17 protein-coding genes are annotated in these 14,794 nt (G+C 68.7%); 9 read left to right on the top strand and 8 right to left on the bottom strand.

What is annotated here, in order from left to right:
* Nucleotides 1-144 precede the first annotated feature (144 nt).
* On the top strand, nucleotides 145-939 hold the full coding sequence (locus ACFO60_RS38290; protein ID WP_380851520.1) for a GntR family transcriptional regulator: 795 nt from the start codon (nucleotides 145-147) through the stop codon (nucleotides 937-939).
* Between the two features lie 206 nt (nucleotides 940-1,145).
* Here ACFO60_RS38290 and ACFO60_RS38285 read toward each other — a convergent pair whose 3' ends face one another.
* Nucleotides 1,146-2,042, bottom strand: coding sequence for a phosphotransferase family protein (locus ACFO60_RS38285; protein ID WP_380851517.1), 897 nt, complete (start codon nucleotides 2,040-2,042; stop codon nucleotides 1,146-1,148).
* Nucleotides 2,043-2,202: 160 nt separating this feature from the next.
* Here ACFO60_RS38285 and ACFO60_RS38280 point away from each other — a divergent pair, with 160 nt between their 5' ends.
* The 4 genes from ACFO60_RS38280 (at nucleotide 2,203) to ACFO60_RS38265 (ending at nucleotide 5,227) form a co-directional block, all read left to right on the top strand.
* Nucleotides 2,203-2,766: a TetR/AcrR family transcriptional regulator gene (locus tag ACFO60_RS38280; protein ID WP_380851514.1), complete on the top strand. Its 564-nt coding sequence runs from the start codon at nucleotides 2,203-2,205 to the stop codon at nucleotides 2,764-2,766.
* Between the two features lie 49 nt (nucleotides 2,767-2,815).
* Entirely contained in the window at nucleotides 2,816-3,265 is a 450-nt protein-coding gene (locus tag ACFO60_RS38275; protein ID WP_380851511.1) for an SRPBCC family protein, read from the top strand.
* A gap of 74 nt (nucleotides 3,266-3,339) precedes the next feature.
* The gene (locus ACFO60_RS38270) at nucleotides 3,340-4,302 is read left to right on the top strand and encodes an RNA polymerase sigma factor (protein WP_380851508.1); all 963 of its coding nucleotides are present in this window, start codon (nucleotides 3,340-3,342) and stop codon (nucleotides 4,300-4,302) included.
* A gap of 88 nt (nucleotides 4,303-4,390) precedes the next feature.
* Nucleotides 4,391-5,227 (top strand): GNAT family N-acetyltransferase, encoded by an 837-nt coding sequence (locus tag ACFO60_RS38265; protein ID WP_380851504.1) that lies wholly within the window; start codon nucleotides 4,391-4,393, stop codon nucleotides 5,225-5,227.
* A 285-nt stretch (nucleotides 5,228-5,512) separates the two neighbouring features.
* Here ACFO60_RS38265 and ACFO60_RS38260 read toward each other — a convergent pair whose 3' ends face one another.
* Nucleotides 5,513-6,295 (bottom strand): SDR family NAD(P)-dependent oxidoreductase, encoded by a 783-nt coding sequence (locus tag ACFO60_RS38260; RefSeq protein WP_380851501.1) that lies wholly within the window; start codon nucleotides 6,293-6,295, stop codon nucleotides 5,513-5,515.
* Between the two features lie 92 nt (nucleotides 6,296-6,387).
* Here ACFO60_RS38260 and ACFO60_RS38255 point away from each other — a divergent pair, with 92 nt between their 5' ends.
* A complete protein-coding gene (locus ACFO60_RS38255) occupies nucleotides 6,388-6,846 on the top strand; it encodes a winged helix-turn-helix transcriptional regulator (RefSeq protein WP_380851498.1) in 459 nt (152 codons plus the stop codon).
* A 113-nt stretch (nucleotides 6,847-6,959) separates the two neighbouring features.
* Here ACFO60_RS38255 and ACFO60_RS38250 read toward each other — a convergent pair whose 3' ends face one another.
* Nucleotides 6,960-8,351 (bottom strand): ricin-type beta-trefoil lectin domain protein, encoded by a 1,392-nt coding sequence (locus ACFO60_RS38250; RefSeq protein WP_380851495.1) that lies wholly within the window; start codon nucleotides 8,349-8,351, stop codon nucleotides 6,960-6,962.
* Nucleotides 8,352-9,018: 667 nt separating this feature from the next.
* Between ACFO60_RS38250 and ACFO60_RS38245 the strand changes: the two genes are divergently transcribed.
* Nucleotides 9,019-9,723: a cytidylate kinase family protein gene (locus tag ACFO60_RS38245; RefSeq protein ID WP_380851492.1), complete on the top strand. Its 705-nt coding sequence runs from the start codon at nucleotides 9,019-9,021 to the stop codon at nucleotides 9,721-9,723.
* 101 nt (nucleotides 9,724-9,824) lie between these two features.
* Here the strand turns inward: ACFO60_RS38245 and mug are convergent, their stop codons facing one another.
* Nucleotides 9,825-10,382: a G/U mismatch-specific DNA glycosylase gene (gene mug, locus ACFO60_RS38240; RefSeq protein WP_380851489.1), complete on the bottom strand. Its 558-nt coding sequence runs from the start codon at nucleotides 10,380-10,382 to the stop codon at nucleotides 9,825-9,827.
* Between the two features lie 114 nt (nucleotides 10,383-10,496).
* Here mug and ACFO60_RS38235 point away from each other — a divergent pair, with 114 nt between their 5' ends.
* Nucleotides 10,497-10,643, top strand: coding sequence for a hypothetical protein (locus ACFO60_RS38235; RefSeq protein WP_380851486.1), 147 nt, complete (start codon nucleotides 10,497-10,499; stop codon nucleotides 10,641-10,643).
* Nucleotides 10,644-10,681: 38 nt separating this feature from the next.
* Here the strand turns inward: ACFO60_RS38235 and ACFO60_RS38230 are convergent, their stop codons facing one another.
* Nucleotides 10,682-11,380, bottom strand: coding sequence for an SDR family NAD(P)-dependent oxidoreductase (locus tag ACFO60_RS38230; RefSeq protein ID WP_380851483.1), 699 nt, complete (start codon nucleotides 11,378-11,380; stop codon nucleotides 10,682-10,684).
* Between the two features lie 113 nt (nucleotides 11,381-11,493).
* On the opposite strand from ACFO60_RS38230, the gene ACFO60_RS38225 reads away from it, so the two are divergent.
* Entirely contained in the window at nucleotides 11,494-12,360 is an 867-nt protein-coding gene (locus ACFO60_RS38225) for a helix-turn-helix transcriptional regulator (RefSeq protein ID WP_380851480.1), read from the top strand.
* Here the strand turns inward: ACFO60_RS38225 and ACFO60_RS38220 are convergent.
* The 3 genes from ACFO60_RS38220 to ACFO60_RS38210 form a co-directional block, all read right to left on the bottom strand.
* A complete protein-coding gene (locus ACFO60_RS38220) occupies nucleotides 12,320-13,345 on the bottom strand; it encodes a hypothetical protein (protein WP_380851477.1) in 1,026 nt (341 codons plus the stop codon). The two genes, ACFO60_RS38225 and ACFO60_RS38220, sit on opposite strands and share 41 nt — an antisense overlap.
* A 40-nt stretch (nucleotides 13,346-13,385) precedes the next feature.
* Nucleotides 13,386-13,934, bottom strand: a complete 549-nt coding sequence (locus tag ACFO60_RS38215; protein WP_380851474.1) for a hypothetical protein — start codon at nucleotides 13,932-13,934, stop codon at nucleotides 13,386-13,388.
* A 458-nt stretch (nucleotides 13,935-14,392) separates the two neighbouring features.
* Nucleotides 14,393-14,794 (bottom strand): cellulose binding domain-containing protein (locus ACFO60_RS38210; protein WP_380851471.1); only part of this gene is annotated, 402 nt, incomplete at its 5' end.

Here is a 14,794-nt window from a genome sequence, read left to right as displayed (position 1 = left end):
TCCTGCCTTGCGGAAGACCTCGGGGATCCCCGATATGAGTATGAAGTTATACCTCTCAGGTATGACATATTCAATGGGTGTTCGAGCGTGGTTCAATGTGGCTGAGCGCTTCGACGGCGCCAGACAGCATGCGAAGGAGCTTCAGTGAGCACGAGCACCGCCGACTTCCTCGGACAGCGGCTCATGACTCCAGCAGGGCAGCCGCTGCGTGTGGCGGTCTACTGCCGGCTGGCCGACGGGATCCGGTCGGGGGTCTTCCCTCTCGGCGCGATGCTGCCGCGCGAGATCGAGCTCGCCGCCCTTCTGGGCGTGAGTCGCACGCCGGTGCGGGAAGCGCTCATGCTCCTGGAGGAGGACGGGCTCATCCGCACCAAGCGCGGAGTGGGGCGGTTCGTGGCCGATTCGATCCCGCGGTCCGGACTAGAGGTGTTCCAGCCGTTCGACGCCGTGCTGGCCGAGTCCGGCAGGCCCATCGAGCTCAGGACGCACCAGTTCGATATCCAGCCGACGACCGACTTCATCTCCAACAGACTCGCACTCGACTCGGCGGCCAACACGTGGTTCCGCGAGGGCGTGGCCTACCGTGCCGGCGACCCGATCGCGATCGTCCAGGAGCATCTGCCCGCGGGTAAGTACCTGACGGACATCAGCCCGGCGGTCGCGGCGCACCTGGACGCTGCCTCCGGTGAGCCGGCCACCCTGCTCGCGACCCTGATAGGCAAGTGCGGCCCGATTTTCGAGGCCGGGGTGTGCCAGATCGCCGCCAACGTCGCCGGGCCGACGCGTGCCGGCCTGCTGCGGATAGAGGAGAACGATCCCGTGCTGGTCCTGACCCAGACCGTCGAGCACCACGGCACCCCGATCTACCTGGCGAAGTGCATCGTCTCCTCGCAAGTCGGCAGCCTCTCCGTCATCCAGTCCAGCCCGCTGCCGAGCTGACCGAAGAACCTCACCGCCAGGAACGATCTGCGGGACATCGTCGTCGTCGGGAGCATCAACGTCGACCTGACCGCCCTGGCCGACCGCCTGCCGACCCCAGGGAGACCATCGGCGGTGGAACGCTGTATCGAAACCCTGGAGGCAAGGGCGCGAACAAGGTGAGACGCGCATCTTCAGCATCAGACACGTTTCAGCGAGGATGTGGCCTATGCCGGGTACAGCCACTTCAGTGCGGTGAGGCTCTTTTTGAGGTAGTTGTTGCGGCCTGTATCAATTCCGTAGGCCATGTCCTCAAAGACGCTGCACCTGGCGTAGAAGGCCGCACGTGCGCTGATCGCCTCGACCTCGTCTGTGCCGGTGCGGTACTTACTCAGGGCCGCACGAAGGGCGAGGGGACCGAGGTCGCGGTAGAGGAGGCCGAAGTCATAGGCCGGATCGACGATCGCGGCGTCGCTCCAGTCGATGATGCCGGTCACCGCCCGCCCGCCTGGGGCGGCGAGGACGTGTTCGATCCCCAGGTCGTTGTGGGAGAACACCAGAGCGTGCCCGTCGGCGGGCGGCGGTGCGTCCAGGAACGCCTCCACCGCGTGGCGGTACACCGGTGGCACCTTTTCTGCGACCATGGCATAGGTCTCCGCGGCCTCACGCAGCCACAACTCCTTGGGCTGGTCATCGGTGTCCACCAGTTCGGCCATCCGCCCGACCGGAACTCCGTGCAGCACGTTCAGCAACTCGCCCAGCGTGGCCGCGATGGCGGCGCCGGCCGATCGCCGCGACGCGGGCAGGTCGATCAGCGGTGTGCCGGGGAGTTTGAAATAGGCCAGGCAGCCCTCCTCCGCGACCGTGAAGCTCGGCTCGGGAATGGGCAGCGGTGAGATGTCCGCGACGGCGGCGAGAAGGCGGGCCTCATCCCTCACCTGCGCGGCCCGGTCTGCCGGGTCGAGCTCCTTGGAGAAGCGTACGATCAACTCGCCATTGACCTCGTACGCGATGTTGTCCTGGCCTTCGCCGAGGAGCATCACAGAGTCGATCCGGTAGTCGGGCATTCGCATGGCCACGACATCGTGGACGTCTCCGGCACGATCGAGGCCCTGGCTCTCCATTCCGCGACTCTAATACGGCGTCGGCCCCTGGGTACGCGGGCCTCGGGCAGGTGCATGACGGTGACGCAAGACGAAATGCGGTCCTGAGTCCGATACGCGCGATCAACTTGCCGGCGGTGCCCCGGCCCGCTGCTACATTACATGTGTAATGGAGGTGGGGATGCGAGAACGGCGGGAACCTGACGCGCGCCGCGCCACGATCGCCGACGCGGTGGGAAGGCTTCTCATGCGCGGCCACGGCGCGTTTCCCGGCATGCGGGAGATCGCCGCCGAGGCCGGGGTGACAACCGGGACACTGCAACACCACTTCAGCACGAAGGACGAGATGCTCCTGTTCGCGCTGGAACACCACTGCCGGCGCTGCGCCGGCCGGCTCCAGGCCCGGTCGAAAGAGGGCACGCCGTCGCCGCGTCAGGTGCTGTCCGCGATCGTGACGGAATTGCTTCCACTGGACGAGGAACGCGCCGCGGAGACGAGCGTGGCCATGGCGTTCGTGTCGCGCGCCATGACCGATCCGGGCTTCGCCGGGCACTACCGCGCGCAGCGCCGGATCCTGCTCGATCTGTTCAGCGAACAGTTCGAGCGCGCGGACACTCCGCGCCCCTCGGCCGCCGCCATGATCCTTTTGCAGGTCATCGACGGAATGCGTACGGATTGCCTGCTCCTCGGCCCGGACGCCGCCCAGATCGACACCGTCCTCGACCGGCTCCTCTCGGGCCCATGACGCCAATGCCACGCCGTCCTCGAATCCCCCTCCTTCACCGGGACACCGCATGAGAACCGTCGAGTTCAGCACCACGACCACTCTGTCCGCCGCCACTGAAGAGGTCTTCGAGCACCTGGCCGACCCGCACAACCACGTCGGCCTGTCTCCGCTGGTCGTCGAGGTCCGCGACGTCCGCCGCGGGCCGGCCGCGGTGTGCTTCACGGCGGTCGAGCGATTCACCTTGGGACCGCTGCACCACGACAACGTCATCGAGGTCACCCTGCACCTGGAGGAGAGCGCCATGACCGGGGACGTGGTCAGCCCTGGCGGTGTCCGGGTGGCTTACGGTTACCGCTTCGCCTCGGTGCCCGGCGGAACCCAGGTGACCGACCACTATCGGCTGTCAGCGCCGTTCGGGCTGCTGCGGTTCGCGGTGGGCCAGGCGAAGAAGGTGCAGGCGGCGCGAGGGCAGGAACTCGCACGCCGGTTCAAGGCGAAGCGTTCCCCACATGCCTGACGATGGCGTGGGCATCGGAGTTCTCCGCCGGCGAGCGTCCGTCACAGTCCTGCCAGGTCAGTAGCCTGAACGCCATGGGGGACGCCACACTCACCGACGCGGAGCTCGTCCGCGACGCCCAATCCGGCGACGTCCGTGCGCTCGGCCTGTTGCTGGCCGGGCACGAGGCGGACATGCGGGCAGTGGCGTTGTGCATCCTCGGGCACGGTCCCGATGCCGAGGACGCCGTCCAGGAGGCCGTCCTGATCGTGTTGCGCCGGATCGGCGATCTCCGCGAGCCCGCCTCCGTGAGGCCGTGGCTGCGGGCGATCGTGCGCAACGCCTGCCTGAGGCAACTGCGCGCCAGAAGGCCGATACCCGTGGGCGACGTCGAGACGCTGCCTCTCCCTCGTCACGAACCCGACCCGGGTGAACTGCTGGAGCACCACGCCCTGCGGGACTGGGTCTGGCACGCCCTGGACGAGCTGTCGCCGCGCCTGTGGCTGGTGACGATGTTGCGCCACTTCACCGAGGTCACCGCCTACGAGGACATCGCGCAGGTGTGCGGGATCCCGGTCGGAACGGTGCGGAGCCGGCTCAGCCAGGCGCGGACCAAGCTGTCGCAGGCGCTGCTGGCGACGGCGAACCTGGCCCACGACGACGTGGCGGCCCAGGAGGACAGACGCCGCAGGGAGGCCGAAGAGACGCTCTGGGCCGCCCGGACCGGGTCGTTCGCGCAGGCGCTGACGGAACTCTGCTCGCCCGAGGTGGAGATCACCACGGGGAAGGGCGTGCTCACGAAGGGCTTCGACTGGCTGCTGGGGGCGATGGACCGGGATCTCCACGCCGGCGTGCGGCAGCGCGTCGCCGGCGTCGTGGCCGGCCGTGACGTGGTCATCTGGAACAACCGCCTGATCAACCCGCCCGACGACCCCTTTCACTGCCCGCCCACGGTCCTCTGGGTGCACCACCTGCGAGCCGGCCGCGTGTGCAAGATCCGGCTGTTCCATCCCCGCCGGGCCGAAGTGATGGAGCCGGAAATCGAACTTTCCGCTTGATCGGCGCATCTTGCCTGCGACAGATCCCACGGGCTGCGCGCACGCGTGGCTCCGGGAGTCCCATCGAAGGCACTCAGCAAGGAAGATCATGCAGCTAGAGGAACAGACCGCTCTCGCGGAAGGCTCCGAGGCGGAGTTCATGTACCAGTACGAGTCGGGCGCGCCGTCGTCCGTGCGTACCGAGCTCGGAATCACGACCACCCGTATCGGCGGAGGCGTCGCCCTGTCGATGCGTCACGACCCGGTGGGCTACTGGAGCAAGGCGCTCGGGTTCGGCTTCGCGGAGCCGGTCACCTCGGAACTCGTTGATCGCGTCCTCGACTTCTACCGGGAGCAGGGCGACGAGTCCGCGGTGCTGCAGTTCGCTCCGTCCGTCCTGCCGCAGGACTGGGAGGACATCCGCGCCGAACACGGGCTGCGGGCGGGCGGGGAGATCGTGAAGCTGTGGTGCCCGATCGAGTTCTTCCTGACCGGCACGTCCGGCCTGCACGTCGGACCCGTCGGCCCGGGCGACGCCAGGGAGTGGGCCTCTGTCGTGCTCCGCGGCTTCGGCATGCCGGAGAAGGGGCTTGCGGACATGCTGGCGGCCGCCGTGGAGCACCCGGATTTCCGGCCCTTCGCGGTGTGGGACGGTGACCGTATCGTGGGCGGTGCGAACCTGCTCGTCCATGGCAGGGTCGGCTCCCTGAACACGGGCGCGGTGCTTCCCGAGTACCGCAACCGCGGGGCCCAGACGGCCCTGCTGGCGATGCGCGCCAAGGAGGCGGCGAACGCTGGCTGCCGCTGGCTCGTCGCCGAAGCGGGGAAACCGGCGGAGGGCGCCTCCAACCCGTCGCTGAACAACATGCTCAGGGCCGGCATGCGACCGCTGTACACGCGGGAGAACTGGGTCTGGCGGTCCGGCGGCGCCGACCGTCCAGCCTGATCGGACCTGCGGACGCCCGTGCTTGGGCACGAGATGCCCGGGGTGCCCCAGCGGTGGCCCGGGAGTCTCGTCGCCGATTCGGACGGGGCGATGATCGGCCGGATCCCGCTCAGGAGGGCGACGGGGCACGGTCGCCCGGCTGCCGTGGGGAAGGCCGGTCTCGGTCACCTGTTCCTGCGGGCGCGACCGCCGCACGCGAGAGAGGAACCGGTCTCCGAGGTCAGGGCGGTCGCCGAGGTCAGGGCGGTCGCCGACCCGTACGGTGTCCACCGAACGCGGCACCTTTCATGAGCCCGTGGGGAACTGGGCCGGCAGGCCGTCCAGCAGCTGGCTCAGCAGCGGGTATCCGCCATCGACGGAGATCACCTGGCCGGTGACGGTGGCGAACGCGCCGTCCACGAGCGCGGCGATCGGACGGGCCAGGTCCTGCGGCCGCAGCATCGTGCCGGTCACCGACCGGTCGCCGAAGTGGCGCCGGATACCGTCGGTGAACACTCCGGCGGTGGCATCGGTGCCGACCCCGCCAGGGGCGACGGCGTTGACGGTGATGCCGTCCCGGATGACCTCGCCGGCGACCTGCCGGATGAAGGCGTTCACGGCGGCCTTGGCCGTGGAGTGGGCGGCGCTGCCGATGATCAGCTCGGCCGCGGTGGCGGAGACGTAGACGATGCGGCCGGACCGCCGTTGGCGCATGATCGGCAGCACCCGCCGGGTCAGGTGGTAGACGCCGGCCAGTTCATCGCTCACCTTGGCCGCGAACGCCTCCCACGGCACCCGCTCCAGCGGGCCGAACGGCGGCGCCGCGGTGTTGGCGTTGCCCACCAGCACGTCGATCCGCCCGTGCTCGGCGACCACCCGATCCACCAGCGCGGTCACCTGGGTCTCGTCGGTCACGTCGGCCTGGATCGCCTGCGCGGCGCCGATCTGCCCGGCCACCGACTCCGCGGACTCGGCGTCGCTCAGGTAGTTGACGACCACGTGATAGCCGAGCCGGCCCAACTCGCGCGCGGTGGCGGCGCCGATCCCCCGGCCGGCTCCGCTGACCAGCGCCACCTGCTTGCTGTTCATCCGTCTCTCCTTGCTCGTCGTACGAAGACGCGAGAGACGCTAGGTTTTGGGCTTACATTTTGTAAGTACGTACCTCGAGGTAAGCCGTAGAGATGGCGGTAGGTGAGCAGGTGGACCAGAGCGACGCCCGGTGGATCAGTGACACATTTCACAGCGACTGCCCCGGACGAGAGGTGATGGAACACGTCACCGGACGGTGGGTGCCGCTGATCCTGGCCGCCCTGACGCCTGGGCCCATGCGCTTCTTCGAACTGCGCGAGCGCATCGACGGCATCAGCGAGAAGATGCTCTCCGCCAAACTGCGCACCCTGGTCCGTGACGGGCTGGTCGAGCGCACCGTGGAGCCGGCCACTCCGCCGCAGGTCAGCTACGAACTGACCGAGTTGGGACACGGCCTGTCCCGTCCGTTCGCCCAACTGGTCCGCTGGATCTCGGCGCACACCCCCGAGGTCGTCGCGGCCCAGCAGCGCTATGACCACGGCATGAATCCCGCGGCCGCCTCACCCGCCGTCTTCATCACGACCAGAACGAAGGGCTCATCGATCAGGTGATGGTGGCGCAGCTGCGGCAACCGCCCGGCGCGTCGCCGCCGGGCGGGAGAAATGTCACGTCGGGTTCAGGCGAAGTCGCCTGAACCCGACGTGTGCCATCGGCTAGTGGGTGGTCAGGCCCTGGTCCATCTCTGGTTGGCGCTGCCGTTGCAGGTGGCGACGGTCACCGAGGAGGTGTTGCCGGTGCCGGTGGCGTTGAGGCACAGGTTGGCGGCGCCGTTGGTCACGGTGCCGTTGGAGTTGAAGGTCCACTGCTGGTTGCTGTTGGTGTGGCAGTCCCACAGTTGCACGCGGGTGCCCGAGCCGGCGTTCGTCGGGGAGTCCAGGCACTTGCCGAGGGTCTGGAGTCGGCCCGCGTTGTAGGCGAACCGCTGGTTGGCGTTGGTGTGGCAGTCGTAGATCTGGAGCAGGGTGCCGTTGGCGGTGGCGCTGTTGGGGGAGTCGACGCAGCGGCCCGCCCCTTCGTTGCGCAGGCGGAACTCGGTCCCCGCAGTCGGGGTGACGGTCGGGGTGGGCTCGGGGGAGGGGGTCACCGTGGGGGTCACCGTCGGGGTCGGGGTGGGGGTGGGGGTCGTGGTGCTCCCGAACTGGGAGATGAACTTCCACACCTCGCCCTTGGTCCAGGTCTGGGCGCCGTTCCCGGTGTAGGTCCCGTCCACCGGGTCGGGCAGGTGGCCGTTGTCGAACGCGGCCCAGACGACCGGGTATCCGGCGCGGCATCCGGAGTAGGCGGTGACGATGTGCGACCGGCTGCCGGAGCCCGGCTCGGGCGGATTCTGCGCCGTGCAGCCGTTGTTCTGGACGAATTTGTCGCGCAGCGCCCGTCCTTGCGAGATGTTGAGGACGCTGTCGGTGATGCCGTGCAGTCCCATGTAGGCGATGGGCTGGGTGCCGCCGCTGCATCCGCTGAGCTGCGCGCCGGAGAACACCGCGACCGCGCGGAAGACCGTCGCGCGGCTGCACGCGAGGGAGAAGCTCATGGCGCCGCCGTAGCTCCATCCCATGGCGAAACGCAGCGAGGTGTCGACGCAGAGATCCGACTCGACCTGCCGCATGATGTCGTCGATGAAGGTGACGTCCTCGCCGCCGGAATTGGCCCATCCGTTGTTGAAGCCCTGCGGCGCGACGAAGATCGCGGTGTTGTTGGACAGCTGCCGCTGTCCGTAGTAGGACCAGGAGGCCCCGCTGCTTCCGCCCGAGTCGACGTCGTTCATGGTGCCGTTCAGCCAGTGGAGGCCGAAGATCAGGCGGTAGGGGTTGTTGTTGTTGTAGTTGGCGGGGATCCGCAGAATGTAGGTGCGGTTCTTGCCGCTGGTCGTGATGTTTCGCGTTCCGCTGGTCAGCGTCGGGTTCTTTCCGCATCCCGCGGTTCCCGCGAGCGCGGCGGCGGTGCCCGCCGAGGATCCCGTGCTGCTGCTTCCGCTGCTCATCGCCGTCTGCCCCGTCACCAGGACTACAGCCGCCGCGAGCGCCACGGCCCCGAGGATGGACCTATGCTTCAACATTTGCGATTCCCTCTGGCCGTACGGATCGGGCCGATGTCAAAAACATGTTCTGCGTTCCTCTCCATCAGCGGCATTGAATGCCCGGTGCTGTGAAAACTGGAACCGAGGTATGAGCGCTAACATTCAGCAGAGGGTTATCAGTGCGCCGCTTACGTGCTGTGAAAGGTGTAGTGCGAGGGAGCAAATACGACTCGATTGCTTATGTCAAGTAGCTTGACTCCCGGTCCGGGGCGCCGGTCCCGCGAGATGCTCCTCCACGCGCGCTGACCAGCGAATGTTCACCGCCGCGCCTGGCGCACAGGATGAAACTTTCGTAGTGAGGAGGCCGATCGTGTGCCGGATGGAGAGTGGGTGCCTCCCAACTGTGATCATGGAATGCCGTCGTCACGCGCTATCGCGCCGCGACCAGAAGTTTTGGCAGATTTCCGATACTTTCGGTCAGGATCGGCCAGTCTGGGTCCCATGGGTCGGGGACTGCGGGTCCGGTCTGGTCGCGTGCGCTGCCGCGGCTCGCGGTAGCCTGCGAATCAGGATCTTCGAGGCCCGGCGAGATCCCCGCCGACAGCATGGATTCGGACCACCGTACGGGCGGCTGCCGGCGCCTCCTGGCACGCCGGCGACCGCAGCCTGACGCGCGGCGCTGAAACGGACACCGGGAGAGGCGGCGATGGATCAAGGCACCCGCGGCGAGCTCATCGGCCGGCTGGCCGAGGCGATCGGGTCCGTCACGACCGCGCACCCGCTGCGGGTCGCCATCGACGGGCCGCCCGCCGCCGGCAAGACCACGCTGGCCGACGAGCTGGCCGTCGTCCTGCGCGCACAGCACCGCGACGTCATCCGCGCGACCATCGACGACTTCCTCTTTCCCCGTGCGCAGCGCTACCGACGCGGCCGGTACTCGGCAGAAAGCTGCTACTTCGACGCCCACGACCACGCCGCGCTGCGCAGGGTCCTGCTCGATCCGCTGGGCCCGGGCGGCGACCGAAGGTTCCAGCACGCGGTCTACGACGCAGACACCGACACCCCGTCGTCCCCGCCGGCCACGACCGCTCCCGCAGACGCCGTACTGCTCTTCGACGGCGTCTTCCTCCTGCGCCCAGAACTCATCGACCGCTGGGACCTGCGCATCTTCGTGTCCGTCCCGTTCGAGCAGACGGTGGATCGCGCCCGGGACCGAGGCACGGCACTGGCCGGATCCACCGCCGACGGCGCCGAGATCGAACGGTCCTGGCGCGACCGCTATATCCCCTCTCAACAGCTCTATTTCGCCACAGCCCGCCCGGCCGACCACGCCGACATCATCGTGTACAACGATCAGCTCCACCAGCCGACCTGGGAGGTCCGGCCACACTCATCGATACACGGGATCTGAGGGTCGCTCCGAAGTGACAGCGGAGCCGGCCAGAGGCGTGTCACCGACGCGAGCAGAATCAGCCCGCGTCCGGGCGGCCCCGTCAGTGCGCCCTGGTGTCGTCAGGGGCGCGCGGATCGGTCGGGTAGTCCTATCGCGTGGCGCAGCCGGGTGAACTCCGCCGCCAGGGCGGCGGGCGGGAAGTGAGCGTTGCGGCCGCTGGGGTTGGGCAGTATCCATACCCGGGCCCCGCCGATCGTGCCGGCCTGGGCTCCGACGCGTGCCTGAGGCGCGCCGAACGCGGCGCGGTATCCGCTGACGCCGAGAAAGGCCGCCCAGCGGGGAGAGATGGTGCGCAGGCGCCGCGTCAGATCGCGTCCGCCGTCGGCCAGTTCGCGCGGCGTCAGCTGGTCGGCTCGGGAGGTGGGCCGGCGCACGATGCTGGTGATGCCCAGTCCCAGGTCCAGCAGGTCTCGTTCCTGCTGTGGCCGCAGGACGGCCGGGGTGAAGCCGGAGGCGTGCAGGGCCGGCCAGAACCGGTTTCCCGGGCTCGCGAAGCTGTGCCCGGCGGCGACGGAGAGCGGTGCGGGATTGATGCCGACGAAGACGACGGCCAGCTTCTCGGCGAGGACGTCCGCCAGTCCTTCGGCGGGGACGTCCGCCATCTCTTGATCACTCATGGTCTCCCTGTCCAGTGCGGCCTGCCGCGCCGGCCTGCGCCACGGCCCGGCGATCTCCTCCAGCTGGGCGGAGCCGCCGCTTGACGGGCGGGCTGAGAATCCCTCGGGACCACGGTGAGCGGCTCGCCCGTCGAGGCGTACTACGTCCATCCTCTGCTCGCTCAGATCGAACGCGACATCACCCCGCTGCGTGACGCTTTGACCGCCGCCATCGATCATGTGCAGTCCTTCGGGGCCACGCAGGCGTCGCCCCCTGCGTGATCCCTTCAAGACGGACACGCGGTTGATGAAGCCCGGGTTCAGGACCAGGCGATCTCGCCATGGCGGGAGACGAAGCGTCCGGTGCCGGCGCCGGGCTCCTCGGTGGCCAGCGCGACGATCGCGTCCGTGCCCTCGGTGACGGTCTGGGGGCCGCTGTGACCGTTGAGGTCGGTCGCGGTGTAGCCGGGGTCGGCGGCGTTGACGCGGATGCCCTTGAGCCCCTTGGCGTACTGCGTGGTCAACATCGTCAGCGCCGCCTTCGAGGAGGTGTACAGCGGCGCGATGACGTGCGACTCGGGCCGGCCGGGGTCGTGGGTGAGGGCGAGGGAGCCCATGCCGCTGCTGACATTGACGATCACAGGATCGTCGGAGCGGCGCAGCAGCGGCAGGAACGCGGTGGTGGTGCGGACGACGCCGATGACATTGACGTCGAGGACGGCGCGGGCGTCGGCGGCGGTGAGGTCGCCGGGATCGCCGACGGGGCCGTGCACACCGGCGTTGTTGATCAGGACGTCGATCCTGCCCTCATGTCCGGCGACGTTCGCGGCCGCGGCGGCCACGGACGCGTCGTCGGTCACGTCGATGGGGACGTAGCGTGCGCCGAGCGCGGCGGCGGCCTCCTCACCGTGCTCGCGGTCGCGCGCTCCGATGAGCACGGTGTGGCCACACTCGATCAGGCGGCGGGCGGTCTCGCGGCCGAGACCCTTGTTGGCTCCGGTGATGAAGGTGATCGTCATGCGTTCAATGGTGGTCCCGACGAAGGAGGCGGACCAGAGACGCTTCGACGGTAGGAAGACCAGTACCACCCTCGCGCCCCGACGCGCGACCGGGGTGCGGGAGGATGGAGATCATGCCGACGACACCCGGAACCGGACTGGGCGCGGTGATCCGCGCGTGGCGGGACCGGCTGCCCCCGTCGGCCGCCGGGCTGCCGGTGGTCCGCGGGCGCCGGGCGGCCGGGCTGCGGCGCGAAGAGCTGGCCGACCTGGCCGGGATGTCGGTCGACTACGTCGTGCGCCTGGAACAGGGGCGGGCCACGACACCCTCAGAGTCGGTGGTGGCGTCCCTGGCGCGTGCCCTGCAGCTGTCCACCGCCGAGCGAGACCACCTGTACAGGCTGGCCCGGCTCATACCGCCGGTGGACGGCACGATCTCGGATCATGTCCCTCCCGGCATGCGGCGGGTGCTCGCGCGTCTCGGGGACGTGGCGGTCGCCGTGTTCGCGGCGGACTGGCAACTGGTGTGGTGGAACCGTGGGTGGGCCGCCCTGCTGGGCGACCCCTCCGCCTCGCCGCCGCGGCTGCGCAACTTCGCCCGCGACAGATTCCCGGTGGACGGCGGCGCCGCCCAACTCGCGCTGTGGCCGGTGACCGAGGCGGACCGCGACACCACCGACGCCGCCGTCGTCTCCGACCTGCGCCGCGCCACCGGCCGCTTCCCCCAGGACAGCCGCTTGGCGGCGCTGATCCGCGATCTGAACGCGGGCAACGGGAGGTTCGCCGAGCTGTGGGCGATCGGACAGGTGGCCGCGCACCGCGAGGACCATAAGACGATCGACCATCCGTCGGTGGGCCCGGTCACGGTGGATTGCGACGTGCTGAGCGACGGCGACTCCGAACTCAAGATCGTCATCATGACCGCCGTGCCCGGTAGCGAGGACGAGACCAAGCTTCGGCTCACCGCCGTCGCCGGCCCGCCGGCCACCACGCGCAACTGAGTAGCCTGCGGCGTATGACGAGGCCCGCGAGCGTCATGGCGATCACGGTGGCGAGCACGCCTACGGCGACGTACATCCACGGGGAGAAGGCGTCCAGGCGCGCGGCCCTGCCCCAGGTGGCGTCCTTCTGAGGAAAGGACAGCGTGCCCGTGACCGTGCGGCGGACCCGGCCGCTCTCCAACATGAGCTTGACCCGCCACGGTCCGTCGGGCAGCCGATCGTCGAGCGTGACCACGACCGGCGCGCCGGTGCCGGGCGCGAGCGTCGTTCCCACCTGCGCGGGGAACGGGCCGGCCTTCATGCCACTCGGGCCGTCGGAAAGCCACATCCAGCCCACCAGGTCGATCGCACGCTGCCCCGTGTTCGTGACCATCGCCTTCACCATGGGCACGCCGCCCTTGGCGCGGCCGGGCGTCAACTGCTCGATGCGGAAGTCCGAGGGCGGATCGCCGCCTGGACCGACGTCGAGATAGACCCGAACGCCGACACTGTTGACCATCGTGACGTTGCGCCCGGACCCTGGCTTGAGCGCGGAGGCGACCTTGGCCCAGATGGCTCCGTACCGTTCTCCTTTGGACGCGGTTTCAGGAATGGTGATCGTCGCTTTCACCTGGACGTTGCTCTTCGCCGGCACGACGAACACCGGGCGATCGACGGATATCCACGAGCTGAGCTCGTTGGCGTCGCGGTTCGGCGCCGGAACGAACTTGTTGTGGTCGATGACCGCCGCGCCGGGGAGCATCGTCACGCGTTGCGCGCTTCTGGAGGTGTTACTGATTTCCAGTCGCCGGGAGATTCGGGTGCCGGGGTTGATGTGGTCGACGATATAAATGAGTGCTCGGGGGTCGTCGCGACGGTTCGATGAGGCCTCCAGCAATCTTATCCCGATTTGCTCTTCGGCCCTTTGGCGGCTCGGGCGTGGATCGGCCGAGCCGCCGTCTGCGAGAGCTGCGGCGCACAATGCTCCCTGCAGCAGACTGATCACGGCGATGGGCGCGAACAGTAGAGGACGCCATGTCACGTGGCTAGGTCACCGTGTGAGAAATCGTGCCCGTGTACTGGCCGCTCACGTTGCTGAGAGCCAGCGCGGCCGTGATCAACGGGTTCCAGGTCGCGGAGTTGGTGCCGGTGCCGCCCGTGTGGGAGTACGCCGTGCGCTCGGAGGCCAGTGTCTGGCCGGTGGGCGGCGGCGGTGGGGCACAGCCGGTCTGGCCTGGTGTGAAGGTGCCGTTGCCGGTCGTCGCCGTCGCGGTGCCCGAACAGTAGTACACGCTGCTGTTGGCGATGGTCTCGCCCGGATCGTTACCGCCCGCGGTGATGAAGTCGGTGCCGGTGACGGTGGCCGTCCAGGCGGGGGTGGCGGACGCCCGGTCGTCGGTCACGGTGACCGGCCCGAGCTGACCGTAGGCGTATCCGCCCGGCACTCCGTCGTTGTCGAGATCGGCCGTATCGGGCACGGTGATCTGCAATGCTCCGGCGGTGATGTCGAACGTCGTCGTGGTAGGGCAGGCGGTACCCGCCGCGCACGTGCCGGCTTGGGCGACGTGGATGCCGCTCACCATGCCCACCGACATTGTTATTGCTGTGACAGCTACAGCGGCTGTCCTGGAAATCCTCTTCATGGCCATCGAACCTTCTTGAATGACGGCGGATCCCGACACCTTTGACTAGGCCCCGCTATAGCGGCGCAGAAGCACGCTAACACGACAGGGAACCCGCTTCCTCGCATGCCCTGGCAAGCCCCGATCAAGAACTGCCGACCATCTACATGGCGTTACATGGCCGGTTTTCTGCCAGACGTCTTATAAGGCCATTTTGGGGATAACTCGTATTTATCCGTCGCGGTGCTCCTCCGGCGCGCACGTCAGGCGAGGCCGTCCTTCGGCAGAGGTCGCATGACATTCCGACGGCCGGGTGACGGCGATCCGAATCGCCGTCACCCATGTCTCCCGTCCCATGGCTTGGGACCAGGGCGCTGGTCGTCGCGGTGCGGACTCGGCTCCGGTGCGCCACCGGAGCCGAGTCGCGCCGCCTACCGGGCGGTGCAGGTCACCGCGGCGGGGGCGGTGTTGGCTCCGGACCAGGCGCCGTTGAAGCCGAAGGAGGTGGTGCCGCCCGAGGACAGCGCGCCGTTCCAGGACAGGTTGGCCACGGTGACGGCCGAGCCGCTCACGGTGTGCGAGCCGTTCCACAGCTGGGTGATGGTCTGGCCGCTGGGGAAGTTCCACGCAACGGTCCAGCCGGTGAGCGCGGTGGTGCCGGTGTTCTTCACCTCGACGTTGGCTCCGAAGCCTCCGGGCCACTGGTTGTTGATGGTGTAGGCCGCGGTGCAGGCCTTACCCGTGCCACCCGACGGGGACGGGGACGGGGACGGGGACGGGGACGGGGACGGGGACGGGGACGGGGACGGGGACGGGGACGGGGACGGGGACGG

The sequence above is a fragment of the Sphaerisporangium dianthi genome (genome assembly GCF_042654065.1).
In the GTDB taxonomy this organism is placed as follows: domain Bacteria; phylum Actinomycetota; class Actinomycetes; order Streptosporangiales; family Streptosporangiaceae; genus Sphaerisporangium; species Sphaerisporangium dianthi.
Note: the sequence above shows the minus strand (reverse complement) of the source record. Positions and strands in the feature narration are given on the sequence as shown.